Consider the following 25,053-nt stretch of genomic DNA (forward strand, 5'->3'; position numbering starts at 1 on the left):
AGTCGGCACCGCCGCGGACGCACGAGTGGTCGTCAACTGCGGCTGGATGTCGGCAGATTGGGCGAGTCGGCAGCGTGTAGTGTCCGGTTGCGTGCTGGCTGAACGACGACACCAACTCATCTTGCGCGCCCTGCGATCCGGCGGCACCGCCTCCGTGATCGACCTCGCCGAGCAGCTCGACTCCAGCGCGGCGACCATCCGCCGTGACCTCCTCAAACTGGAGGCGGACGGGCTGCTCACCCGTGTCCATGGTGGCGCGGTCATCGACGAGGAGCGAACTCCCTTCAACGAGGCCGCCGAGGTTCTGGTGGCGGAGAAGGACGCCATCGCCGCCCAAGCGGCCACGATGATCGAGGACGGCCAGTCGATCATTCTCGACAGCGGTACAACGGTCCATCGGCTGGCATCTCAGTTGCACGGTCGTCGGCTCACCGTGATCACCAACAACCTCGCCGTGTATGACGAACTCATCGACGACGAGAACATCGACCTGATGCTGCTCGGGGGCATGGTCATCCGTGAGTCACGCATGCTGGACGGTTTCATGGCGGAGGACAACCTCCGCCAGGTTCACGCCGACTGGTTGTTCATGGGCGCTTGTGGCCTCCGCCCCGGGGGCCAGGTCATGGACACCACCGTGGCCGAGGTGCCCGCCCGACGCGCCATGATCGCCGCCGGTGACAAGGTGGTGCTCCTGGCTGACAGGAGCAAGTTTCCGGGAAACGGCATGGTGAAGATCTGTGGCCCCGAGGATCTGGACGCGCTCATCACCAACGCACCGGAAGGCGACGCGACTTGTGTGACCCTGCGCGAGGCCGGCGTGAGGGTCATACCGACAGCTCCGGCCACAGCCGACGGCTGACACAGCGACTTGGCACTGCTGTGTCGTTGGGGCCGGACGAACCCCGGCCTCATGGACGCCCGGGGCCGGGCCCTAGTGCCAGCGAATCTCCGACTCACGTCACTAGCCGCTCAGCCCCAGCTCACCCGCCCGCACCCCCGCCTGGAATCGCGACCCCGCGTCGAAGGCATCGAGCAGTTCGGCGACCCGGCGGCGATAGGTTCGCAAGGACATGCCGAGTTGCCGGGCGGCCGTCTCGTCGGTAGCGCCCGAGCCGAGTGCGCGTAGGACGTTTCGGCTGTCGGCATCGAGTGGGGGCTGATCGCCGCGCAGGAAGGCCTTGAGGTCGGTGGCGGTCTCCCAGGCGGCTTCGAACAGGGCGTAGACGCTGCCCACCAGGGTGGGGGCGGTGGTGAGGGTGTACTCGCGGCCGCCGGGGGCGTGCAGGCCGGCGAGGATCGCGAAGCGGTGGTCGATGATGATCGTCTCGTGGGGGAGAGCGGTCGCGGCGATCCGCACCTGGGCGCCCCTGTCGGCGAGTTCGGTCAGGTGCTCGCGGCTGGGTTCGTCCGCCAGGGCGGAAGGGCTGAGCAGCTTACGGATCCGGTGAGTGCCACCGCTGTTCCGTAGCCGGGCCTGGGCGCTCCGCCGGGCCTCGGGGCGGGGCCAGGTGTCGAGATCGCGGGCGGCGCAGATGAACTCCTCCTGGACGGAGGAGAAGACATGCTCGGTACGGGTGAGGAGTTCCAGGTCACCGCGGATCGTCACGATCTCTGTCACCCCGCCATTCTGCCCGATGGCAGCAAGCTGCCACGGGTTGGCGGCCCCAACCCCGCGTTGCCCAGGCTGAGTACATGAGCAATGACTTCCACCTTGGTGGCGACCTTCCGATCAACCGGCTCGGCTTCGGGGCCATGCGCCTGCCCACGAACAGCTTCCACGGCCCGGCCCGCGATCCCGAGGCCGGTCGTACCGTCCTGCGCCGTGCCGTGGAACTGGGCGTCGACCACATCGACACCGCCGCCTTCTACATCAGCGGCGACGCCACCGTTCGAGCCAACGCCCTCATCCGCGAGGCCCTCCACCCCTACCCGGCCGACCTGGTCATCGCCACGAAGGTGGGCCCGCTCCGCACCCCTGCGGGCGGTCTGGCCGCGACCACCGACCCCGCGCACATCAGGCCGCTGGTCGAGGAGAACCTCGAAACCCTCGGCGTCGACCGCCTCGACCTCGTCTACCTGCGCATCGGGGGCGTAGAGCCGCCCCCGCACGGCGAATCCGTCGCCGAGCGCTTCGAGGTCCTGGCCGCGCTGCGTGAGGAGGGACTGATCCGCCACCTCGGCCTGAGCAACATCGACGCCGGCCACCTCGCCGAGGCCCGCACGATCGCACCCGTCGCAGCCGTCCAGAACCACTTCCACGCCGCCAAGCGCGACGACACCGAACTGCTGGCCGCCTGCGAGGAGGCCGGCATCGCCTACGTCCCGTTCTTCCCGCTGGGCGGGGGCATCAGCGAACTCACGGGCGACCGCATCACCGAGGTCGCGGAACGCCACGACGCCACGGTGCCGCAGATCGCCCTGGCCTGGCTGCTCGCCTCGTCGCCCGTCACCCTGGCCATTCCCGGCACCGGTTCCCTCGCGCATCTGGAGGAGAACATCGCCGCCGGGTCGATCGCCCTCACCCCGGAAGATCTCGCCGACCTCTCTTGAATCCCCCGGCGCCGCCCCAACACCCCACCCGGTGCAGAGATTTCGGGGGCGTGAAGAAGGCGTGTCCGGAGGGTTGACCATGTGACAAGGGGACTCGTAGTTTCCTCTCGGCTGAAAGTTTTCAGCCATCTTGCAGCAAGAAACGGCAACGGATCTTGCATCGATGACTTTCGGGTCCTCGGACCCCCAGAACCCTTCGGACCCCTTCAACGGAGAAGGACCCCACATGGCCAGCAGAACGCTCTCCGGCGCGCTCGCCCTCGCGGCGGCCGCGTCCATCGCGCTCGCCGTCCCCACCGGCACCGCGTACGCCTCCCCGCCCGGAACCAAGGACGTCACCGCCGTCCTCTTCGAGTGGAGCTTCGCCTCCGTCGCCAAGGAGTGCACCAACACCCTCGGCCCGAACGGCTACGGGTACGTCCAGGTCTCCCCGCCCGCCGAGCACATACAGGGCTCGCAGTGGTGGACGTCGTACCAGCCCGTCAGCTACAAGATCGCCGGACGGCTCGGCGACGCCACCGCCTTCCAGAACATGGTCAACACGTGTCACGCGGCCGGCGTCAAGGTCGTCGTCGACACGGTCGTCAATCACATGTCGGCGGGCAGCGGCACGGGAACCGGCGGCTCGTCGTACACGAAGTACAACTACCCCGGCCTCTACTCCTCCTTCGACTTCGACGACTGCACCGCCACCATCGGCGACTACACCAACCGCGCCAACGTCCAGGACTGCGAGCTTGTCACGCTCGCCGACCTCGACACCGGCGAGGAGTATGTGCGGTCCGCCATCGCCGGGTACATGAACAGCCTCCTCGGGTACGGCGTCGACGGCTTCCGGATCGACGCCGCCAAGCACATCCCCGCCGCCGACCTCGCCAACATCAAGTCGCGGCTGAGCAACACGTCCGTGTACTGGAAGCAAGAGGCCATCTACGGGGCCGGGGAGGCCGTCCAGCCGAGCGAGTACACGGGCAACGGGGACGTACAGGAGTTCCGGTACGCCTTCGACCTCAAGCGGGTCTTCAACAACGAGAATCTCGCCTACCTCAAGAACTACGGCGAGGGCTGGGGCTACATGAGCAGCTCCGTCGCCGGCGTCTTCGTCGACAACCACGACACCGAGCGCAACGGCAGCACTCTGAACTACAAGGACGGAGCCAACTACACTCTGGCCAACGTCTTCATGCTGGCCTACCCGTACGGCGCGCCCGACATCAACTCCGGCTACGAGTTCTCCTCCACCGACGCCGGGCCGCCCAACGGCGGTACGGTCAACGCCTGTTGGCAGGACGGGTGGAAGTGCCAGCACGCCTGGCCGGAGATCATGCGCATGGTGGCCTTCCGCAACGCCACCCGCGGTGAGGCCGTCACCAACTGGTGGGACAACGGCAACGACGCCATCGCCTTCGGCCGTGGTGGCAAGGGCTTCGTGGCCATCAACCACGAGTCCGGCAGCCTCAGCCGTACGTACCAGACCTCCCTCGCGGCCGGCACGTACTGCAACGTGCAGAACAACACGACGGTCACTGTGAACAGCTCCGGCCAGTTCACCGCCACCCTCGGCTCCAACACGGCCCTGGCCATCTACGCCGGCAAGTCGAGCTGCTGAATCGCTTTCCTCTGTCTGCTGCACGACGGCCACACCTGAAAGCACTTTCTGTTGCTTTCAAGCCTCTTGCTGAAAAGCTTTCGGCGGCGATACGGTCGCGCGGGGTCGGACCCACCAGAGTCGTCATCGCAAGGAGTCCATCCGTGATACCGAGATGGCCGACGCCGTCGAGGCGCCGCACCGCCCGTACCGCCCGCACCGCCCATGCCGGACGGGCCGCGGCGGTCAGCGCGGTCACCGTGACCGCACTGACCGCCGCCCTCGTCCAGCCCCTCGCGGCCGGGGCCGCGACTCCGCCCGCACCTCCGTCCGACGCGAAGCTGGCGAAGACCGCCGCCCGGCACGATCTGACCCGCGAGCAGTTCTACTTCGTCCTGCCGGATCGGTTCGCCAACGGTGACAAGGCGAACGACGAGGGCGGCCTCACAGGCTCGCGCCTCGCCACCGGCTACGACCCCACCGACAAGGGCTTCTACCAGGGCGGCGACCTCAAGGGTCTGACCCAGCGGCTCGACTACATCAAGGGCCTGGGGACCACCTCCATCTGGCTGGCGCCCCTCTTCAAGAACCAGCCCGTGCAGGGTGAGGGCGAGAACGCCTCCGCCGGCTACCACGGTTACTGGATCACTGACTTCACCCAGGTCGACCCGCACTTCGGCACCAACAGGGACCTGGAGACCCTGATCTCCAAGGCCCACGCCAAGGGCATGAAGGTCTTCTTCGACGTCATCACCAACCACACCGCCGATGTCGTCGACTATGAGGAGAAGTCCTACGACTACCTCTCCAAGGGCGCCTTCCCCTACCTGACCAAGGACGGCAAGCCCTTCGACGACGCCGACCACGCGGACGCCGGCGAGGCCACCGGCTTCCCGGCCGTCGACGGCGACTCCTTCCCGCGTACGCCCGTCGTCCCGGCCGCCGAGAAGAACGTCAAGGTCCCCGCCTGGCTCAATGACCCGACGATGTACCACAACCGGGGCGACTCCACCTGGGCCGGCGAGTCCGCCACCTACGGCGACTTCGTCGGGCTCGACGACCTGTGGACCGAGCGTCCCGAGGTCGTCGAGGGCATGGAGAAGATCTACGAGAAGTGGGTCAGGGACTTCGACATCGACGGCTTCCGGATCGACACCGTGAAGCACGTCAACACGGAGTTCTGGACCCAGTGGGCCACCGCGCTCGACGCCTACGCGGCGAAGAAGGGCCGCGACGACTTCTTCATGTTCGGCGAGGTCTACTCCGCCGACACGTCCGTGACCTCCCCGTACGTCACCCGGGGCCGCCTCGACTCCACGCTCGACTTCCCCTTCCAGGACGCGGCACGGGCGTACGCCTCGCAGGGCGGCAGCGCGAAGAGGCTGGCCTCGGTCTTCGGGGACGACTACAAGTACACGACCGACAAGGCCAACGCGTACGAGCAGGTCACCTTCCTCGGCAACCACGACATGGGCCGCATCGGGACCTTCCTCAAGCAGGACAACCCGAAGGCCACCGACGCCGAGCTGTTCGCCAAGGACAGACTCGCCAACGAGCTGATGTTCCTCAGCCGCGGCAACCCCGTCGTCTACTACGGCGACGAGCAGGGCTTCACCGGCGCGGGCGGCGACAAGGACGCCCGCCAGACGCTCTTCGCCTCGAAGGTCGCCGACTATCTGGACGACGACCAGCTGGGCACGGACCGCACCCACGCCGACGACGCCTACGACACGAGAGCACCGCTCTACCGGCAGATCAGTGCTCTCGCCAAGCTGCGCAAGGCCAACCCCGCCCTCGCCGACGGCGTCCAGACCGAGCGCCACGCGGCCGACGGGGCGGGCATCTACGCCTTCTCCCGGACGGATGCCAAGACCGGCACCGAGTACGTCGTCGCCTTCAACAACGCGGGCGAGGCGAAGACGGCGGCCTTCGCCACCGGGTCGGCCGGTATGAGCTTCCAGGGCATCTACGGGACGACCGCCCACGTGAAGAGCGACGCCGACCGGAAGGTCACCGTCACCGTTCCGGCCGGTTCCGCGATCGTCCTCAAAGCCGCCGGCAAGCTCGCCGAGCCCGCCACCGAGCCGTCCCTCACCTTCAAGGCCCCGGCCACCGGCGCCACCGGCACGGTCGAGATCGGCGCCGATGTCGACGGTGGGCAGCTCAACCGGGTCGTCTTCGCCGCCCAGGTCGGCAACGGCAGGTGGCAGACGCTGGGCTCCGCCGACCACGCCCCGTACAAGGTCACCCAGACCATCGGGGAGGAGGTTCCGGCGGGAACCGCCTTGCGGTACAAGGCAGTGGTGATCGACCGGACCGGACGTACGGCGAGCGCCACGGCGGCCTCCACCACCGGCACCCCACCCGCACCCGAGGTTCCCACCGCCTCCTCGCGCGACTACGCGATCGTCCACTACAAGCGCGCGGACGGCGACTACACCGACTGGCGGCTGTACGCCTGGGGCGACATCGCCGAGGGGGAGGAGACCACCTGGCCGAACGGCCATGACTTCATCGGCCGGGACGCGTACGGGGCCTTCGCGTACGTCAAGCTCAAGCCCGGGGCCTCGAACGTCAGCTACCTCGTCATCGACAAGGACGGCGACAAGGACGTCTCGGCCGACCGTTCGATCGACGTCACCAAGACGGGCGAGATCTGGGTCGAGCAGGGCAAGGAAGCCGTCCTCACGGAACGGCCGGCGTATCCCGAGCAGGACAAGACCAAGGCCGTCCTCCACTACCACCGCGCCGACGGGAACCACGACGGCTGGGGCCTGCACGTCTGGTCCGGCGCCGCGAACCCCACGGACTGGTCGAAGCCGCTGGAGCCGGTGAGGACGGACGCCTATGGCGCGGTCTTCGAGGTGCCGCTCACCGAGGGCGCCACCAGCCTCAGTTACATCATCCACAAGGGCGACGAGAAGGATCTCCCCGCCGACCAGGCGCTGGACCTCAAGGCCAACGGCCATGAGGTGTGGCTGTTGAGCGGCCAGGAGAAGTACCTCCTCCCGCAGCCGGCCGGTTCCGCCGCCGCCCTCGACCTCACCACCTCCAAGGCGGTCTGGATCGACCGGAACACCCTCGTCTGGAACGGCGACGACACCGCCGCCTCCACCCAGCTGCTCTCCTCCCGCACCGGCTCGATCGCCGTGAAGGACGGCGCGCTGACCAGCACCGACGAGCGCTGGCTCCGCCTCACCAAGTCGGCCCTCACCGACGCCCAGAAGGCGAAGTTCCCGCATCTGAAGGCGTACACCGCCTGGACCGTCGACCCGCGCGACCGCGACCGGGTCCGCGAGGCACTGCGCGGCCAGCTCGTCGCCTCCCAGCGCGCGGCGAGCGGGGCGGTGCTCGCGGCGACGGGTGTGCAGATCGCCGGTGTGCTCGACGATCTGTACGGCGAGGACGCGGCGGACGCGGACCTCGGCCCGACCTTCCGCGACGGCCGTCCCACACTCGCCGTCTGGGCGCCCACCGCCCAGCAGGTCTCCCTCGACCTCGACGGCCGCCGTGTCGCCATGAAGCGGAACGACACCACCGGCGTCTGGTCCGTCACCGGTGGGAAGTCCTGGCGGAACAAGGCCTACCGGTACGTCGTGAAGGTGTGGGCGCCGAGCGTCGGCAAGGTCGTCACCAACAAGGTCACCGACCCGTACTCCGTCGCTCTGACCGCCGACTCCGAGCGCAGCCTGGTCGTCGACCTGGGGGACACGTCCCTGGCGCCGAGCGGCTGGTCGTCGTACACCAAGCCCAAGGCCGTGCCGCTCAAGGACGCGCAGATCCAGGAGTTGCACGTCCGGGACTTCTCGATCGACGACACGACCGTGCCGGCGAAGGACAAGGGCACGTACCTCGCCTTCACCGACCAGGGGAGCGACGGCTCGAAGCATCTGCGGGAGCTGGCGGAAGCGGGGACGTCGTACGTGCATCTCCTCCCCGTCGCCGACATCGCCACCATCCCCGAGAGGAAGTCGGACCAGGCGACCGTCGACTGCGACCTGGGCTCGTACGCCGCCGACTCCGAGAAGCAGCAGGAGTGCGTGGCCAAGGCCGCGGCGAAGGACGGGTTCAACTGGGGGTACGACCCCTACCACTACACGGTTCCGGAGGGTTCGTACGCGACCGATCCGGACGGGACGCGGCGGACGGTCGAGTTCCGGAAAATGGTGAAGGCGCTCAACGACGACGGTCTCGGAGTCGTGCTGGACGTGGTCTACAACCACACCCCGGCGAGCGGTCAGGCCGACAAGAGCGTCCTCGACAAGGTGGTCCCCGGCTACTACCACCGGCTCCTCGCCGATGGTTCGGTCGCCACCTCCACCTGCTGCGCCAACACCGCGCCCGAGAACACCATGATGGGCAAGCTGGTCGTCGATTCCATGGTCACCTGGGCCAAGGAGTACAAGGTCGACGGGTTCCGCTTCGACCTCATGGGGCACCACCCGAAGGCCAACATCCTGGCGGTACGGAAGGCCCTCGACGGACTGACCCCCGCCAAGGACGGCGTCGACGGGAAGAAGATCATCCTGTACGGGGAGGGCTGGAACTTCGGCGAGGTCGCCGACGACGCGCGCTTCACGCAGGCCACACAGAAGAACATGGCCGGGACGGGCATCGCGACCTTCTCCGACCGGGCCCGTGACGCCGTACGCGGCGGCGGTCCGTTCGACGAGGACCCGGGTGTCCAGGGCTTCGCGTCCGGTCTGTACACCGACCCCAACTCGTCGGCGAACAACGGCACTTCGGCCGAGCAGAAGGCCCGCCTGCTGCACTACCAGGACCTCATCAAGGTCGGCCTGAGCGGCAACCTCGCCGACTACCGGTTCACCGACACGGGCGGCACGGAGGTCAAGGGCTCCGAGGTCGACTACAACGGGGTCGCCGCCGGATACGCGGACGCCCCCGGCGACGCCCTCGCCTACGTCGACGCCCACGACAACGAGTCCCTGTTCGACGCGCTGGCCTTCAAGTCGCCGAAGTCGACGAGCGCGGTCGACCGGGCCCGTATGCAGGTCCTCGCCATGGCGACGGCCGCTCTCTCGCAGGGCCCGGCCCTCTCCCAGACGGGCACCGACCTGCTGCGCTCCAAGTCCCTCGACCGGAACTCGTACGACAGCGGCGACTGGTTCAACGCGATCCACTGGGACTGCCGGGACGGCAACGGCTTCGGGCGCGGACTGCCGATCGCGGCCGACAACCAGTCCAAGTGGCCCTACGCCAAGCCGTTGTTGACCTCGGTCGGGGTCGGATGTGAGCAGATCGAGGGGGCCTCGGCGGCGTACCGGGATCTGTTGAGGATCCGTACGACGGAGGACGTGTTCTCCCTCGACACGGCCGGGCAGGTGCAGTCGACACTGTCCTTCCCGCTGTCCGGGACGGACGAGACGCCCGGTGTGATCACCATGGAGCTCGGCGACCTGGTCGTCGTCTTCAACTCCACCCCCGAGAACCGGAACCAGACGGTGGAGGACCTGGCCGGGACGGCATATGCGCTGCATCCGGTGCAGGCGGCGGGTGCGGACTCTACCGTCAAGAACGCGTCGTACGAAGCGGAATCGGGGACGTTCGTCGTTCCGGGGCGGACCGTGGCGGTATTCGCACGATCGGACCGGTAGGGCGCTACTTTGGGGGGCGCAGGTGGAGAGGACCTGCGCCACCCGAGCCTCAGTGACGGCACCCGGCAGCCACGATCGCGAGAGCCCTATGAGCCTGATGGCCGACGAAGCAAGCACCATGGTGCTGGTGGTCGACGACGCGGCCACCAGCCGCTACGCGATGGGCGCGGTGCTACGCCGGGCCGGGCACAGCGTCGTCCCCGTCGCCAGCGCCGGCGAGGCGCTCGCCGAACTCGACCTGCGGCTCCGCTCCGGCGCCCTGCCCGATGTGGCCCTCGTCGATGTCGGCCTGCCCGACATGAGCGGCTTCGAACTCTGCCGCCGCCTCAAGTCCCAGCCCCCGATGGCCGCCCTCCCCGTCGTCCACTTCTCCGCCGCGGCCGTCGCCCCCAGCGACCGCTGCCGGGGGCTGGACGCGGGCGGCGAGGCCTATCTGACGGTGCCCGCCGAGCCGGAGGAGATCCAGGCGGTCGTCCGCGCGGCCGTGCGCGGCGCCAGGATGCGCACCGGCGCCGAGGTCCTCGTGCAACGGCTCACGCTGCTGTCCGAGACCATCGTCGACGTCCAGGCCGCCCGCACCCTGGAGGAGCTGGCCGGGGCCGCCGCCGAGGGGGCCGCCCGGCTCACCCGGTCGCCCGCCGCCGTGTTCGTACTCGGCGAGGACGGCCACCTCTACAGCGGCACCTCCCGCGCCAGGGCCCGCACCACCCTCCCCGACGCCGCCGCGCGCGAGACCGTGGCCCGGCTTCTGCGCCGGATCACCGACGGCAACCCCGGGCCGCACGACACCGTCGTCCCCGCGCCCCTGTGGCCCGCGGGCTTCTTCCGGCCCGGTGTCACCGAGGACGCCCACCTGGTCCTGGCCCGCACCGAGAGCGGCACGCCCGTCTGCGTCGCCACGCCCCTGCGCGGTGTCCGCTCCATGACCTCCGACACCACGGGCCTGGTCGCCCGCCTCGCCCAGGCCACCGCCCTGGCCGCGCAGCCCCTGCTCATGTACCAGGTCGAGCGCCATGTCGCGCTCACCCTCCAGCACAGCTTCCTGCCCAAGCGGGTGCCCGAGTTCCCCGGCCTCGAAGTGGTCGTCCGGTACGTCCCCGCGTCCCGCCAGACCGAGATCGGCGGCGACTTCTACGCGGCCCTGTCCACCCCCCGCGGCGTCCTCACCGCCGTCGGCGACGTCGTCGGGCACTCGCTGGAGGCGGCCACCGTGATGGTCGAGATCCGGCACGCCCTGCGCGCCTACTGCGTGGAGCAGTCGGACCCCGCGGCGCTCGCACAGCGGCTCGACGGGATGCTCCAGCACTACCATCCCGACGTCACCGCGACCGTCTGTCTGGCCCTCGTCGAACCGGACAGCGGGCGTGTACGGGTCGCCAACGCGGGCCATATCCCGCCGCTGATCGTCCGTGAGTCCGGCGAGGCCGAGTATGTGAAGGCCGCCGGGCCGCTCCTCGGGCTCGGCCTCGAACGGCCCGAGCCCACGGAGGTGGTGCTGTGGCCGACCGATCGGCTCCTCATGGTCACGGACGGGCTCGTCGAGACCCGGGGCATCGATCTCTCGCTCTCCCTGGAGCAACTGCGGGCCGCCGCGGCGGACGCTCCGGCCGGGACGGTCGCGTTGTGCGACACGTTGCTGCACTGCTTCGGGCGGGACCGGGAGGACGACATCGCCATGCTGGCGTTGCGTCTGCGGTTAGGGTGACCTCATGCCGCAGATCACTGTTGACTACTCCGCCGTACTCTCCGAGGGCTTCGACCGGCCCGCCTTCGCCAAGGCCCTGCACGAAGAGGTCGTACGCACCGCCGCCGCCAAGCCGGAGGCCTGCAAGACGCAGTTCCGGGCGACCGAGGACACGACGGTCGGGCCGGACACGGACGGCCACGGGATCGTGCATGTCACGCTCGGGCTGCTCGCGGGGCGGACCGACGAGACCAAGGTGACGTTGACGGAGAACGTGCTGGGGTTGCTTCGGGAGTATGTGAAGCCTTCGGCGGGGCTGGCGTTTCATGCGTCGGCGGAGGTGCGGGACCTTGATCCTTCGTACCGGAAGTTCGAGATCTAGGCGCCGTCGGGGCTGCTGAGGGGGTCGGCTGCGGGAGCGTCGTGGTTGTTCGCGCCCACGCGGCGGAGCCGCAAATCGACTCAGCCCCGCGCCCTTAGAGGCCGTGCCCCAAAGTTACTAGGCGCCCCGCCAGGTCGCTGAACGGGCCGTCCTTCGGCTCGGCGGCGAGCATTGTGCGGACCAGGGCCGCCATTTCTTCGTCCTGGGCCGCGCTCACCGCCGCCAGGGCCGCGAAGTCGTGGACGAGTTGGATCTCCAACTCGTCCCTCGGGACGCGTCGGCCGTCCAGCCAGATCAGGGCCGTCGACTCGGCCAGGGAGATCCAGGAGCGGATGACGAGTTCGAGGCGGGCTGGTGGGGTCTCGACGTCCAGGTGCGACAGGATTTGGACATAGGCGGCCTGGCGCACGCCGTCGATGAGGGCGTTGGCGCGAGACGATCCGACGGCGGGGCCGCCGCGCATCAGGGCGGAGAAACCGGGGCCGTGTTCGTCGACGAAATCGAAGAAGCGGTGCATCACACGGAGCAGGCGGGCACCGAGCGGCCCCTCGTGGGGTTCCACGAAACGGTCGGCGAGATCGTCGGAGGCACGCTTCAACGCGGCCTCGTACAGGCTGAGTTTGCCCGGGAAGTAGTGGTAGACGAGCGGGCGTGAGATGCCCGCCGCCGACGCGATCTCATCGATGGAGACCTCGTCGGGAGAGCGCCGGCTGAACACTTCGAGAGCGACCCCGATCAACTGCTGCCGCCGCTCCTCCACACCCATCCTGCGGCGCTCACCGGTTCTCATGCGAACACCTTACCGATTGATTCCAGCCTGTCAGGGGCTGGATCGCGGGTAGGTGTTCGATCACTGGGCCGACTGAAGCCCCTCGATCTCCCGGCCGTTCGCCAGCGTGCCCTTCAACTCCGCCTGGGCGCCCTCTTCGGCCGGTACGGCGAGGAGGTTGCCCGGCGCCGAGCCGCTCGCCCCGCCGGTCAGTTCGACGGACACGGTGTCCTTGCTGCCGGCGGCGAGCAGGTACGAGTCGCCGGTCGCGGACTTCCAGGGGCCGGCGGCGAGCACATGAGGGTCGGCGGGGCCGCAGGCGGGGACCTCGTCGGCGGCCCCCGTGATGTACGCGCCGGCCGCGGTGCTGAACTGGGTCAGTGTCCGCGTACCCGCGCCCCGCCAGGTCTCGGTGCGGGTGCACACCCAGTCGGCGTCGCCGCTGCCGTCGGGCAGTGGCTGGCGGGCGAACTGCCAGGCGTTCACGGTCCGCACACCCTGCGACCGTACGGCGGCCAGGGAGCAGGCGAAGGGCGCCCAGGTCGTCGGGGAGGCCGACGCGTCACGGCCGGGCGCGGCCTGTGGGCGGCCGACCGTGAGGTGCGCGAGGGTCACCTCGGACAGGTCGGTCAGCAGCCGTGTACCTCCCCACGCGTCGGTCAGCTGCAGGACGTCCCACGACCGGCACTCCCCGGTACGCACCGCCGGGCTGGCGAACGGGGCCGTCGCCCCGTCCTTCGTCAGCGCGAGCGCCCGCACCTCGGCGTCGGGCTTCGCCAGATCCCGTACGGCCGCCTCGCGCACCCAGGGCGCTGTCAGATAGCGGACGTTGCCGTCGGCCCGGCCCAGCACCAGGGCGCTCGCAGCGGGGCCGGTCGCGCCGTCGACCCGGGTCAGGTCGACGGCGGCCAGGTCCGGGTCGTCGAGGGGTTCCGCGTAACGGGCGATGCGCAGACCGTCGTGGAGCAGGACCACCCGGAGGTTGTCGACCTCGCCCGCGTAGAGCAGTTGCGGCGGGCCGGGCGGGGGGCCGGCCGGCGTGCCGGGGGTGACCGAGACCTGTACGGACTCGCCGGGGCGGGCCCAGACCGCGAGGGCGCGGCGCAGCAGGGCCTTGTCCTTGGTGAGGTCGCCGCGCGCGGGCCAGGTGGTGAAGTCGGTACGCCCCGTCGCCTGCCACGCCGTGGCCGTCGCCGACGTCAACTTGGCCGGGTCGAGGGCGGCTTGGGCCGCCGGGTTCCGCGCGTACGAGGGTGCCGCGGCGCCGTCGGGGCCCCAGCCCTCGCCGGGCAGGCCGAGGAGTGCGCCGCACACGACCACCGCGGCCGTGGCGGCCAGCGCGGCCTTCATGTGCTGGCGGCGGCGCATCAGATCGGTGGGGCGGGCGTGCAGCGAGCAGGGGTCGTACTCGGGGGAGGAGAGGAGCGGGTACTGCTGCGGCGAGACGGAGTCGGCCTCCGCCAGTGCCGCCGCCGGGTTGTCCACGTCGGCCTCTTTGAGGAGTGCTCTGATCTGGGGGTCGGGCAGCTTCTCCAGGCCGCGGAGGACGTAGGCCACGCGGGCCGGGGAGGTGAGCGCCGACAGCCGCTGGTCCAGGGCCAGTTCGTCGGCACCGCCCGAGCGGGGGAAGAGACGCAGGCCCCACACCTGGGGGAGCAGGGGCGGCAGTTGCGACCGTTTCGGCCACGCCTTGCGGCGGAGGGGGAGGCCCGCCTCCAGGGCGGTGCGGACCACTTGCAGCCGGACATAGGCGTAGCCCGGGTTGTGTTCCCGGCCCGCCACGGTCGCCTGCGCCGGGATCACGAATGCCGACTTGCGGCCCCTCGGCAACGCCCGTTGCGTCAGCGCGTGTGCCGTCAGTACGCGGCGGTTGCGGCCGAGGGCCGGGGGCAGCGTGAGATACGCGAGGCGGACCAGGCGGGGGTAGTGCTCGACGAGCGCGGCCTCCGCCTGGTCGATGTCCACGACCGATTCCTGGGCGCGGGACGATGCGGGGCGCTGGGCGACATCCTGTGACTGCACGTTCAACAAAACGAGCGAATGGTCCGATGGTCACCTTGCCGCTCCGCTGGGGTTGGGCGGGGCGCCTTAGGGGGTGGGGGCCTGTGTGTTGGCGGGTGCGGGTCATGTGTGGTTGCTCGCGCAGTTCCCCGCGCCCCTAAAAGACCAGGCCCTGCGGGCCTGAAAGACGACGGCCCTGCGGGCCGAAAAGCACGGGGCGCAGCCCCCTGCTTTTCAGGGGCGCGGGGAACTGCGCGACCAGCCCCCACCCACCCGCACCCGCCGACACACACGCACCCCCACCCCCTGAGGCGCCGCTACGTGAGCGACCAACCGCTGAACTCGACCGTCCCCCGCACCCCGCTCCCTCCATTCGTCGCGCTCATGAACAGGCCCACATCCTGCGCCCCCGCCGCCGCCCCCGGCACACCCACCGTCGCCACCACCCGCCAGCTCGCCCCCTCATCGATCGAGCACTCACCCGTGTACGAACCCACCCCCACCCGGGTCAACCGCAGCACCACCGGCGCCTTGATCCCCGTGATCCGCCGATACGTGTCGAGCGTCCCGTCCCCCGTGCTGTCGTACGACAGGACCACCCCGTTCGCCGGAGTGACCGCCAGATTCAGGAACCCCGGCGACCCGGCCGTACCAAGGCTGTCGCGCACCACGATCCCCGCCCGTGCCCAGTTCCCCGTCGCCGCCTGGGAGTCGACGCGGAGGGTGACGGACGTGCCGTCCCGCAGCTCGCCCGGCCGGTAGAGCGTGCCGAACTCCGTGGTGCCCCGCCAGAGGTCCGCCCCCGCACCATCGATGGCGAAACGGTCCTCCAGCTGCCCGAAGACGGCCCCGTTGGTGGTGTAGGTGCTCCACCCCGAATCCAGTGGCCCCGCCTCGAAGAGCGTTCCGTCGAAGCGGCCGTTCACCCGGTCCTCGCCGCGCGGCCCGTACTGGACGGTGATCGTGTAGGGGAGGGGCCGCAGCGGGCGGTCGAGCGGTGTACCCGGGGCGTTCGCGCGCCAGCGGACCGTGCCCGAGCCGGCCGCCGCAACGCTCGCCAGCGAGGTCGGCCCCTCGGGTTCGGCCGTACCGTCGAACCCGGTGAGGGCGAAGTCCACACGACCGGTGGCCCGCAGCCCGTTGACGTTGCGGAAGACCGCCGACACCCGCGCACTCCCGCCGGGCGGCAGCACCGGCGGCTCCGCGGTGACGGTCAGCGTCCCCTGGTACGGCGCCCGCGCCAGTACGTCACGCACCCGCACCGCCGACGCGTACGCGTCCCCCACCGGCCGCAGCGGATAGTCCTTCCGCTCCCGCGTCCACGGCTCCTCGAACGCGAACCAGTCCACGGCCGCCGGAGCGGTCCCCGTGGCGAGCGCGTCCTCCAGGGTGTCCAGCCACTTCTGCCAGCGCGGGACGTAGAAGTCGGCCATGAGGCCGTTCCACTCCCGGTTGCCGTACTCGTGCAGGTTCCCGGTGTCGGAGGTCGCGCGCCCGCCCCACACCGTGATCAGGACCTTCGCCGTCCGTTCGAACTCCGCCCGCTCGGCGTCGTTCGTCGCCATCAGCCGCGCCTCGTTCACCCAGGGGCCCAGCAGGAAGGCCCCGCTGGTACCCGTGACCTCGTCGGACAGCCGCATCAGCCGCAGCCAGAGGGTGGACAGGGTGCGGAAGGTCTCCAGGTCCTTGCGCTGGTAGGCGGCCCGCAGCTGCGGCAGGTACTGGCGGCTCCGGTGCGCGAGCGCCTGCCTCGCCACATCCACCACGTCGTACCTGTACGCCGCGTTGCCGCGCAGCCCGCCCGCCACGCCCAGCAGTCCGGCGAGGGCCGCGTCGAAGCGGCCCGGGTCGTACGTCAGTGCCCTCGGCGCGTACTCGGCGGCCCGGTCCGCGGCGAGGTCGGGGCGTGCGCAGAAGAGGGAGTCGTGCGGGTCGCTGCGCTCCACGGCCTGCTGCTGGTAGGCGGTGTCGTGCAACGCCCGCCAGGCTCTGCGGGCCGAGTCGTCGCGGCCGCCGTAGCGGAAATCGGCGTACGACGAGAACCAGGCCGCCCGGTCGATCTTCCTCGGGGTCCAGGCCAGTTCGGAGAAGAGCTCGAAGGCCGCCGGGTCGCGGTCGGTGGCCTCCGGCATGAACGCCGTACCGGCCAGCGCACTGCCCGCCTTGTCCCGCCACGCGAAGAACTTGTCGTTCCAGAGGTGCGCGCGGGCCCCGATCGTCGTACGGCCGCCGAAGTTGGGGATCGTGCCGAAGCAGTACGGGGTGCCGCCCCAGTCGCGTTCGCGGTCGGTGACGCTCGTGTAGCGGTCGGAGACGCCGTCGACGATCAGCATCTTCGACCTGTCGATGGCGTCCACCAGCTCCGGCAGCGGGTTCTCCTGCCAGCCGAGGATCACCCAGGTGGCGCCGGGGTGGGCCGTCCGCAGGGCCTTCTCCACGCCCTGCGCCGCGTCCGGCACCGGTACGTCCCCCGCCGTGCCGCCCTCGTGGAGGAGGTCCATCTTGAAGTGGGACGCCTCGCCGAACACGTCCTTCGCGTGGCCGTAGAAGGAGGCGGCGACCCGGGCGAAGGCGTCGGTGCGTGGATCGAGCCAGTCGGGGCGTTCGAAGCCGTGCCAGATGCCCTGCGGGACGACGTGCGCGTCACCGCCGTTGCGCTCCACGAACTCCTTGGGGACATGGCCGTAGTAGCCGGGCAGGACGGGGGACATGCCGAGTTCGCGCAGACGGTCGGTGATCCGGCGGCCCAGTGCGGCCCGGCGGGCGATCAGTTCGGGGGAGAGGGGGCCGCCGTAGCCGGAGAGGTTCTGGAGCAGCCACCAGGGCTGGTGCGAGGGGGCGGGGAGCCAGGCGCGGGACTCCTCGTCGGAGTAGCCGAAGTCCTTCAGCAGCCGGTGGTAGACGGCCTCCATGCCCGCGATGACCAGGACCTCGTTGCAGCCGTGCGCCGCCAGCAGGTCGATCTGGTGCTCCCAGTACGACCAGTCCGCGTACGGGGCGGTGTAGCCGTCGTTGGTGTCGTTGAGGGCGAAGCGGTGGGGGAGGGCGGTGGATCTCTCCAGGGAGCGGGCGGGCGCGGGGAGGCGGCTCGGGAGGTCGAGTTGGCTGCCGTTCCAGGCGAGGTGGGCCCCGCAGACGTACTTGAGGTACCAGTGGACGCCCATGAGCAGGGTGGCCGGTGTCGTGGCCTGCACGTGGACGCGCCCGGTGGTGCCGGTGACACGGAATCGGTCGACGGTTCCGCTCCGGTCGAGGAGACTGAGCCGGAACTGCTCGGCGTGGCCGGGCAGCAGCCGATTGAGCGCGGAGCGCGCGGGAGCCGTATCGAAGGCGGGGCCCCCGCCGGGGCTCTCCGCGGCGTGGGCCGGTACCGACCACTCCAGGGCGGTGCCGAGGCCGATGACACCGGCCGAGCCCAGCACCGTGCGTCGCGACGGACTGTTCATCTGTGTGCCCCCTGTGTCGACAGTGGCGGCACGCTAACGGGACGACCGTCCGTGAACAACGGTGCGCACGGAGCTGGCGAGTTCACGTCGCCGGAATGGACCCGGAGGTACGTACGCATGAGTTGGACGAGGAAGAGGCTTGTGGGAAGCGCGGCCGGAGCGGTCGTGGCCCTGCTGGCGCTGACCGGCTGTGGTTCGGGCGACGACGCCGAGGCGGCGGTCCCCAAGACGGCGACCGGGACGCTGGAGCACATCGCGGGCGAGGTGGGCTGCAAGCCGGACATGCAGACGGACGCGGACACGATCCGGCAGGCCCTCTGCACGAACAACGACGGCGACTTCGACGGCAAGTTCGTCCTCGCGACCTTCGCCACCGACCGCGGCCAGGCGGAGTGGCTGGCCGGCGCCAAGGACTACGGCGGCTACTACCTCGTCGGCCGCAAGTGGGTCGCCGTCGGCGAGGAGAAGACGGTCACCGGGCTGCAGGGCACGCTCGGCGGGGAGATGCAGGAGGGGTCCGCGCACATGAACCCCGGTGGCAGCCACAACAACGGCACGCACACCAGTGGCAGCCACAGCGGCTGATCGCGCGGGCTGATCGCGCGGGTCGCGGCTTCGGGGAAGACGAAAGCCGGCGGTGGGAGATCCCACCGCCGGCTTCCTCGTTACCGCGTTACTGCCTCAGGGGTGCCGCTTCAGGACTACTGGCAGTCCTGGCCGCTGTTGATGCAGTCGACCACCTGGTTCATCGTGTTCTCGTCGAAGAAGTTGATGAAGTCGTTGTGGTCGGTGATCGGCTTGTGCAGGTTCTCCGGGAAGGAGTCGATCGCGAAGGGGTTCACGACCTGTCCGTTCTGGATCTGCGGGGCCGGGACGTCGTAGACCAGACGGACCTGGAGCTGCGGGATGGCCTGGAAGCCGTTGGAGCAGCTGCCGTCCTGCTCGACGAAGTCGACGTGCGTGCGGTGGTTGGCGCTGTCGATGTTCTGGCCGTCCCAGCAGCTCTGGAAGAAGGACGTCCGCACCACGGAGCTGCCCTCGGGGCAGATCGGGTACTTGTCCGTCAGCTGGCGGTCCTCGAAGCCGGTGCAGCTCCAGTTGGTGTTGGCGTTGCCGAGGCCGTTCACGAACGCCTTCGCGTCACCGGTGATGATGCGCAGGGCCGTCGGCATGGCGACGACATCGCCCTGCTTGTTGCCCACGAACTTCAGCTCGGCCTGGCTCGGCTCGACGATCTTGCCGACGTTGCCGTCCTGACCGCCACCGGGCTGACCCGCGTCGATGTCCTGCGTACCGTCCTGGATACGGATGACCGGCCAGAAGTACGACGACTTGTCACCCTGGTTCTGGCAGGTGGTGTCGGCGTTCGCCAGGTCCTGGTCGCTCGCGAAGGCGTTGTTGCTCTGGTTGCCGACGTAGTCGTGCTGGTGCTGGGCACCGTTGCTGACACCGGGGGCGACGATCACGTTGTCCGAGTTGCGGAGCTCGTTCTCGTTGGTGCCGCAGTTCGTCGTGAAGGTACCCGTCGAACCGCCGTCACCGTTCGCGGCGAGACCGTTTCCGTTCACACCCTGCGGGCCGCCGTTCGGCTGGACCTGCGTGATGTCCTGGAAGTCGGCCGCGACCGGACCGTTGCCGGCCTGACCCTGGTCCTGGCCCTGACCGTTGTCCTGACCCTGGCCGTTGTCCTGGCCCTGGTCCTGACCCTGGTCCTGGCCGTTGTCCTGACCCTGGTCCTGGCCGTCGCCGCCCTGGTTCTGACCGCCGCCGTTGCCGCCCTGGTTCTGGCCGCCACCGGCGTTGGTCTGGTTCTCGTCCACTACGCCCTGGCAGGTGGCGAGCTGGTCCATGCCCTGCGGAGTCTTGCCGCCCGCGTTCCGGATGTTGATGCCGATCCGGTCGAGCGTGGCCACTCGCTTGGACTTCAGCGGGCCGAGAATCGCGTTGTTGACGAAGCCGGCATCCCCCGCCTGGGCCTGGCGTGTGTCCGCGAGGCGCTTGTAGGCCGCGGTGATCTGCTGGTCCAGGAGCGCCAGCTCCTTCGCGACACCCTTGCGCGCCCTCTTGGGCACGCTCGTCAGCTGCTGACCGACGTCCGGGCAGTCGATGGTGGCCACCTGTGCGGAGGCCAGTGTGCTGTTCTGCTTGGACTTCGACTCACCGGCCGAGGCGTAGAAGTTCGCCCAGACCAGCCCGCCACCCGCGACCGCGAGCGCCGCGGATGCGGCAATGGCCCGAACGGCCAGCGGCGAACGTCGTTTCCTTGTGTTGCGTCCCATGGAACTCCTCTGACTTCCTTGCGGGGCATCGAGGCGCCCGACAGGAGTGAAGCGGCTCCATCAAATACGCGGGGAGTCCCAGGAGTGTTCAGGCGACTCAGAAATTGATGAGAGATTCGTGGGACAAACTGGTTTCAACACCCCACGAAACACCGGGAGTTGTCGATCCCCTACGGCGTGTGCGCGGTGAAGGCCTCTGGCGGAGTCCGTGAAGGGAGCGTTTCGGCGGCCCTGGCACAAGATACGCGAGAACCGCCGTCGCACGCCGATTTGTCGCCCAACGACCCAGCACTGTCCAACGACCCAGCACTGTCTGAAGACCCAGCAGCTTCTGAAGACCCAGCAGCTTCTAAAGACCCAGCAGCTTCTAAAGGCCCAGCACCTTCGCCTCCACCGCCGCGTCCAGTCCCACCGCCGGCCGGTCCGGTCGCTGCGGGGCGACCCCGCCGAGCCGTGTCAGCCACTCCCAGGTGTCCCGTACGGTCTCCGCCACGCCCCGGCAGCGGAGTCCGTCCCGTACGGCTCGCGACACATCCGCCCGGTGCAACGCGTCGTAGAGGTCGCTCCCCTCCGGCACCCACACCGGCAACTGGGTCCACGGCTCGATGCCGGCCTCGAGAACCAACTCCGGTGCGGTCCACCGGAGTTCGGCCGCCCCGCCGGTCACCTCGACGCACGCGTCGAGCAGTGCGCCCATCGTGGTCGTGCCCGGCGGCCCGACGAGGTTGTAGGCGCCGCTCAACTCCCGTTCCGCCGCGCCGAGAATCCAGGAGGCGAGGTCGCGGACGTCGATGTACTGGAGGGGGAGATCCCGAGGGCCGGGCGCGAGGACGGGCCCGCCCCGGGCGACGCGCGTGAGCCACCAGGGCAGACGGCCGATGTTCTCGTACGGCCCGAGGATCAGCCCTGAGCGCACGAGAAGCGAGCGGTCGGCGCCGAAGGTCTCGACGGCGGCCAGCTCTCCGCCCCGCTTGTCGCGGGCGTAGTCCGTCTGCTCCGCGTTCGCCGACGCGCCCTCCACCAGCGGGGCCCCCTCGTCGTGCACGGCGGACGGCGGCCAGGCGTACACCGAGCGACTCGACACGTAGACATACCGCTCGGCCACACCGGCCAGCAGCCGCGCGGTGTCCCGAACGGCTCGTGGCGCCGCCGACCAGGTGTCGACGACGACATCCCATCCGCCCCCGCCGGAAGCGGAGGCGGCGGTGGAGGCGTCGACGAGCGCCGCGAGCCCGTCCGGTGCGGTGCGGTCGCCCAGCAACGACCGCACCCCGGCCGGAGGTTCGTGCCGTCCCCGGTGGAAGACGGTCACCTCCCAGCCGCGGGCCAACGCCGCCTCCACGACGGCGCGGCCCACGAACTCCGTACCACCCAGCATCAGAAGTCTCATGCCGACGACTCTGCCCGCCGGACGACGGGTACGGAACGGGAATCTGCTCTCAGGAGATCCGCGTGCCTCGGGGAAACCGTGCGGCCCGGATGATCCGCCGTCAACGACTCAGCGGTGGCGCGTACTTGTACCCGACCCGCCGGACCGTCTGGATCGTCTGGCGGAACTCCGTGCCGAGCTTGCGGCGCAGCCGGGCGATGTGGACGTCGACGGTCCGCCCGTCGCCCACATGCCCGTAGCCCCACACGGTGGTGACCAACTGGTCGCGGGTGTGCACCCGGTTCGGATGCGTGACGAGATGGGCGAGCAGCTCGAACTCCAGGTACGTGAGGTCGAGCGGCCGCCCGTCGACCTCGGCGGTGCGCTGCACGGCGTCGACGCGGACCAACTCGCCCCCGGCCGCGGCGGAACCGGAGCCGGAGCCGGAGCCGGGGAGGTCGGCCGGCTTCTCGCCCACGACCGCGAACGGCGGCATCGGCGGCTGCTGGTCGGCCGGCACCAGGACCAGATAGCCGACCATCGGCGGCCGGCCCGGCAGCGTGGGCAGGGTGTGCTGGGGAGCGGGCAGCCAGGTGGCCCCCGGCGGCAGGAAGTCCGCCACGTCGACCTCGTCCCTGCTCACGGCACGCAGTCGGTGCCGGGGCGAAGCGCCGGGCGAGGGGGCGACGGCCGGGGCGGAGCCCGACGCGGCGGTCAGAGGGGCGGCGGTCGAGAGAGAACGGGTGTTCGCCATGAGAGGTCAGCTCTTTCGCGCGAGAGGTTCGTCCGGGAGACCTCGGCGACCGATGTCGTGATCGGATCCGCCGAGGGACGTACGTCGTTTCGCGCCGACCGAAGACCGGGGTGTACGGCTTTAGAGGGCCGGCGCGTTCATCGCGCGGCAACACACCCGGTCGAAGTCGTGGTGCTGACGGGAAGGCCAGAACGGCTCGAGGTCATGGCGACCCGTCGCGCGTCGGTTCTGGAAGCCGGCCATGGTCCCATTGAAGCAGACACACGCCTGTGACAGGAGCCCTCTGCCACTGCCTGGACGCTTCCTCGACGTGGACGCGGGGGTGTCGCGACCTCATCCGACCAGGCGTTTCCGCCATTCCAGCGGGGTGACGGTGATGGCCGTGGCGGGATCGCCGTCCCACTCCGTGGACAGTCCCTCCGCCGCGAGGGCCGCGACGACCTGCCGCCCCACGGCCACCGTGGTGTCGGCTGACCCGTCGAACCCGCCGTACAGCAGCATCAGTCCGTGCCCGGCGGCGGCGTCCTCGGTGCACTGCGAGTGGAAGAACACGAACCCCCGGGCGGCCGACGAGCCTTCGGCGCCTATCTCGGTCGTACCGCAGTTGCGGCAGCAGGTGAAGTTCTCCCGGGCCGTGATGTCGTGGGCCCTCTGGAGGGACTCGAAGGCGCGGGTGATCCGCTCGGGGTCGGTGACCCCTTCCCAGGTCTCCTGCTCGGTGAGCCGCTCCACCCACAGCCGGTCGACGAGCTGCCGGGCCTGGGCGGGGGAGACCGGTCGGTATCCCCCACTCTCGGCTTCGCTCGAGCGGGAGGGGCCCCCATCGTCGACCAGATACTCCTCGGCGGCCTCGCTCAACTGCGCACGGTCGTCGTATCCGCAGCGCAGCAGCTCCCGTACCCGCTCCTCGACCTGCTCCCGTACCTCGTCCGGGAGTTCCGGCACCTCCTCGGGGGCGTCGTGCTCGACCGGGGTCCACTCGATCCCGCTCTCCCAGCCCGGCGTCCCCCGCGCCCAGCCGGTCATGGCCGCGGCGACGCGCTCCGGGTCGGTGAGGACGGCCCCGAAGAACCGGTCGCGGCCCTCCCGGTACTCCAGTTGGTACTCGCCGTCGGTGTCGCCGTCGCCCCGCTCGTGCCAGACCTGGACGAAGACGTCCGGGACGTCCGGTATCCGCTGCGCGACCAGGAACCGGTCGCCCTCGTCCCCGATCCGGCAGACCAGCTCGCGCAGCCGCTCCGCCGAAATCCGGGCGTGCTTCTCCCAGTTCTCCGTCTCGACCTTGACGGCCAGCTCGTCCGTACCGGCCAACTCGTCCGTACCGGCCGGCTCGTTCGCATGGGCCGACTCGGCCAGGCCGACGGGCTCGTTCGTGCGGGCCGGGTCGCCCCCGTGGATCTTCATGCCCCCACCATGGCATGCCCCACTGACAACGCCGGAGGGCGCCCACCGGAATCGGTGGACGCCCTCTCGGAAGGTCAGGCTCTGGGAGCCCGGGTGGATCAGACCTGGCCGGCCTTGTCCAGCGCGGTGCAGCAGGTGTCGACGATCAGCCGCGTCACGACGTACGGGTCGACGTTGGCGTTCGGACGGCGGTCCTCGATGTAGCCCTTGCCGTCCTTCTCGACCTGCCACGGGATACGGACCGAGGCGCCACGGTTGGAGACACCGTAGGAGTACTCGTTCCACGGGGCGGTCTCGTGCAGACCGGTCAGGCGGTCGTCGATGCCGGCGCCGTAGTTCTTGACGTGGTCGAGCGGCTTCGAGCCCTCGCCCAGCGACTCGCACGCGGTGATGATCGCGTCGTAGCCCTCGCGCATCGCCTTCGTGGAGAAGTTGGTGTGCGCACCGGCGCCGTTCCAGTCACCCTTGGCCGGCTTGGGGTCGAGGGTGGCCGCGACGTCGAAGTCCTCGGCGGTGCGGTAGAGCAGCCAACGGGCCACCCACAGGTGGTCGGAGACCTCCAGCGGGGAGACCGGGCCGACCTGGAACTCCCACTGGCCGGGCATGACCTCGGCGTTGATGCCGGAGATGGCGAGGCCGGCGGCGAGGCAGTTCTCCAGGTGGGCCTCGACGATGTCACGGCCGAAGATCTCGTCGGCGCCGACACCGCAGTAGTAGCCGCCCTGGGGGGCCGGGAAGCCGCCCTTGGGGAAGCCGAGCGGGGTGCCGTCCTGGAAGAAGGTGTACTCCTGCTCGATGCCGAAGATCGGCTCCTGCGCGGCGAACTTCTCGGCGACCTCACGCAGCGCGGCACGCGTGTTGGACTCGTGCGGCGTCATGTCGATGTTGAGGACCTCGCAGAGCACGAGGACGTCGTCGCCGCCGCGGATCGGGTCCGGGCAGGAGAAGACCGGCTGGAGCACGCGGTCCGAGGAGTGCCCCTCGGCCTGGTTCGTGGAGGACCCGTCGAAGCCCCAGATCGGAAGCTCGGCACCCTTGGCGTCGTCCGAGAGGATCTTCGTCTTGGAACGGAGCTTGGCCGTCGGCTCGGTGCCGTCGATCCAGATGTACTCAGCCTTGAAGGTCACGGGCCTCATCCTTCGGGGTGGGTCACTAGGCGCATGTGCGGGTGCTGCGGCGCTGCGGCACTGAAACGCCGCGCTGATGCCC

The 25,053-nt window shown here is 69.9% G+C and carries 16 protein-coding genes; 7 read left to right on the forward strand and 9 right to left on the reverse strand.

Going from position 1 to position 25,053, the window contains the following annotated elements; genetic code table 11:
- Positions 1-91 precede the first annotated feature (91 nt).
- Positions 92-862 (forward strand): DeoR/GlpR family DNA-binding transcription regulator, encoded by a 771-nt coding sequence (locus JIX56_RS33815; RefSeq protein ID WP_257551281.1) that lies wholly within the window; start codon positions 92-94, stop codon positions 860-862.
- Between the two features lie 102 nt (positions 863-964).
- On the opposite strand, the gene JIX56_RS33820 is transcribed toward JIX56_RS33815, so the two are convergent.
- Positions 965-1,621, reverse strand: a complete 657-nt coding sequence (locus tag JIX56_RS33820) for a DNA-binding response regulator (protein WP_257546214.1) — start codon at positions 1,619-1,621, stop codon at positions 965-967.
- A 74-nt stretch (positions 1,622-1,695) separates the two neighbouring features.
- Here JIX56_RS33820 and JIX56_RS33825 point away from each other — a divergent pair, with 74 nt between their 5' ends.
- The 5 genes from JIX56_RS33825 (at position 1,696) to JIX56_RS33845 (ending at position 11,822) form a co-directional block, all read left to right on the forward strand.
- Complete coding sequence (locus tag JIX56_RS33825) at positions 1,696-2,553, forward strand: oxidoreductase (RefSeq protein ID WP_257546216.1); 858 nt, start codon at positions 1,696-1,698, stop codon at positions 2,551-2,553.
- Between the two features lie 226 nt (positions 2,554-2,779).
- Positions 2,780-4,162, forward strand: a complete 1,383-nt coding sequence (locus JIX56_RS33830; protein ID WP_257546218.1) for an alpha-amylase — start codon at positions 2,780-2,782, stop codon at positions 4,160-4,162.
- A gap of 143 nt (positions 4,163-4,305) precedes the next feature.
- Complete coding sequence (gene pulA, locus JIX56_RS33835; RefSeq protein WP_257546220.1) at positions 4,306-9,756, forward strand: pullulanase-type alpha-1,6-glucosidase; 5,451 nt, start codon at positions 4,306-4,308, stop codon at positions 9,754-9,756.
- A 97-nt stretch (positions 9,757-9,853) separates the two neighbouring features.
- Positions 9,854-11,461: a fused response regulator/phosphatase gene (locus JIX56_RS33840; RefSeq protein ID WP_257546222.1), complete on the forward strand. Its 1,608-nt coding sequence runs from the start codon at positions 9,854-9,856 to the stop codon at positions 11,459-11,461.
- Between the two features lie 4 nt (positions 11,462-11,465).
- Positions 11,466-11,822, forward strand: coding sequence for a 5-carboxymethyl-2-hydroxymuconate Delta-isomerase (locus JIX56_RS33845; RefSeq protein ID WP_257546224.1), 357 nt, complete (start codon positions 11,466-11,468; stop codon positions 11,820-11,822).
- 94 nt (positions 11,823-11,916) lie between these two features.
- On the opposite strand, the gene JIX56_RS33850 is transcribed toward JIX56_RS33845, so the two are convergent.
- The 3 genes from JIX56_RS33850 to JIX56_RS33860 all read right to left on the reverse strand — a co-directional run bounded on the left by JIX56_RS33850 (position 11,917) and on the right by JIX56_RS33860 (position 18,038).
- Complete coding sequence (locus JIX56_RS33850; RefSeq protein WP_257546226.1) at positions 11,917-12,612, reverse strand: TetR/AcrR family transcriptional regulator; 696 nt, start codon at positions 12,610-12,612, stop codon at positions 11,917-11,919.
- A 60-nt stretch (positions 12,613-12,672) separates the two neighbouring features.
- Positions 12,673-14,613: a hypothetical protein gene (locus tag JIX56_RS33855; protein WP_257551283.1), complete on the reverse strand. Its 1,941-nt coding sequence runs from the start codon at positions 14,611-14,613 to the stop codon at positions 12,673-12,675.
- Between the two features lie 296 nt (positions 14,614-14,909).
- Positions 14,910-18,038, reverse strand: coding sequence for an alpha-N-acetylglucosaminidase (locus tag JIX56_RS33860; RefSeq protein WP_257546228.1), 3,129 nt, complete (start codon positions 18,036-18,038; stop codon positions 14,910-14,912).
- Positions 18,039-18,155: 117 nt separating this feature from the next.
- Between JIX56_RS33860 and JIX56_RS33865 the strand changes: the two genes are divergently transcribed.
- Positions 18,156-18,623, forward strand: coding sequence for a hypothetical protein (locus JIX56_RS33865; protein WP_257546229.1), 468 nt, complete (start codon positions 18,156-18,158; stop codon positions 18,621-18,623).
- Positions 18,624-18,739: 116 nt separating this feature from the next.
- On the opposite strand, the gene JIX56_RS33870 is transcribed toward JIX56_RS33865, so the two are convergent.
- From JIX56_RS33870 to glnII, 5 genes are all read right to left on the reverse strand, one after another.
- Positions 18,740-20,317 (reverse strand): DUF1996 domain-containing protein, encoded by a 1,578-nt coding sequence (locus JIX56_RS33870; protein WP_257546231.1) that lies wholly within the window; start codon positions 20,315-20,317, stop codon positions 18,740-18,742.
- A gap of 367 nt (positions 20,318-20,684) precedes the next feature.
- Positions 20,685-21,707 carry an SDR family oxidoreductase gene (locus JIX56_RS33875; RefSeq protein WP_257546232.1) on the reverse strand — a complete coding sequence of 341 codons (1,023 nt, stop codon included), beginning with the start codon at positions 21,705-21,707 and terminating at the stop codon, positions 20,685-20,687.
- 100 nt (positions 21,708-21,807) lie between these two features.
- On the reverse strand, positions 21,808-22,440 hold the full coding sequence (locus JIX56_RS33880; protein ID WP_257546234.1) for a winged helix-turn-helix domain-containing protein: 633 nt from the start codon (positions 22,438-22,440) through the stop codon (positions 21,808-21,810).
- A 333-nt stretch (positions 22,441-22,773) separates the two neighbouring features.
- On the reverse strand, positions 22,774-23,844 hold the full coding sequence (locus JIX56_RS33885) for a DUF6891 domain-containing protein (RefSeq protein ID WP_257546236.1): 1,071 nt from the start codon (positions 23,842-23,844) through the stop codon (positions 22,774-22,776).
- A 98-nt stretch (positions 23,845-23,942) separates the two neighbouring features.
- Entirely contained in the window at positions 23,943-24,971 is a 1,029-nt protein-coding gene (gene glnII / locus JIX56_RS33890; RefSeq protein WP_257546238.1) for a glutamine synthetase, read from the reverse strand.
- Positions 24,972-25,053 lie beyond the last annotated feature (82 nt).

This window comes from Streptomyces sp. CA-210063, from assembly GCF_024612015.1.
Classification (GTDB): domain Bacteria; phylum Actinomycetota; class Actinomycetes; order Streptomycetales; family Streptomycetaceae; genus Streptomyces.

Excerpts from the sequence above, each read along its gene's own strand:
- JIX56_RS33825 (WP_257546216.1), top strand. The coding sequence starts at position 1,696 with ATGAGCAATGACTTCCACCTTGGTGGCGACCTTCCGATCAACCGGCTC.
- JIX56_RS33830 (WP_257546218.1), top strand. The coding sequence starts at position 2,780 with ATGGCCAGCAGAACGCTCTCCGGCGCGCTCGCCCTCGCGGCGGCCGCG.
- JIX56_RS33840 (WP_257546222.1), top strand. The coding sequence starts at position 9,854 with ATGGCCGACGAAGCAAGCACCATGGTGCTGGTGGTCGACGACGCGGCC.
- JIX56_RS33845 (WP_257546224.1), top strand. The coding sequence starts at position 11,466 with ATGCCGCAGATCACTGTTGACTACTCCGCCGTACTCTCCGAGGGCTTC.
- JIX56_RS33850 (WP_257546226.1), bottom strand. The coding sequence starts at position 12,612 with ATGAGAACCGGTGAGCGCCGCAGGATGGGTGTGGAGGAGCGGCGGCAG.
- JIX56_RS33860 (WP_257546228.1), bottom strand. The coding sequence starts at position 18,038 with ATGAACAGTCCGTCGCGACGCACGGTGCTGGGCTCGGCCGGTGTCATC.
- JIX56_RS33865 (WP_257546229.1), top strand. The coding sequence starts at position 18,156 with ATGAGTTGGACGAGGAAGAGGCTTGTGGGAAGCGCGGCCGGAGCGGTC.
- JIX56_RS33870 (WP_257546231.1), bottom strand. The coding sequence starts at position 20,317 with ATGGGACGCAACACAAGGAAACGACGTTCGCCGCTGGCCGTTCGGGCC.
- JIX56_RS33875 (WP_257546232.1), bottom strand. The coding sequence starts at position 21,707 with ATGAGACTTCTGATGCTGGGTGGTACGGAGTTCGTGGGCCGCGCCGTC.
- JIX56_RS33880 (WP_257546234.1), bottom strand. The coding sequence starts at position 22,440 with ATGGCGAACACCCGTTCTCTCTCGACCGCCGCCCCTCTGACCGCCGCG.
- JIX56_RS33885 (WP_257546236.1), bottom strand. The coding sequence starts at position 23,844 with ATGAAGATCCACGGGGGCGACCCGGCCCGCACGAACGAGCCCGTCGGC.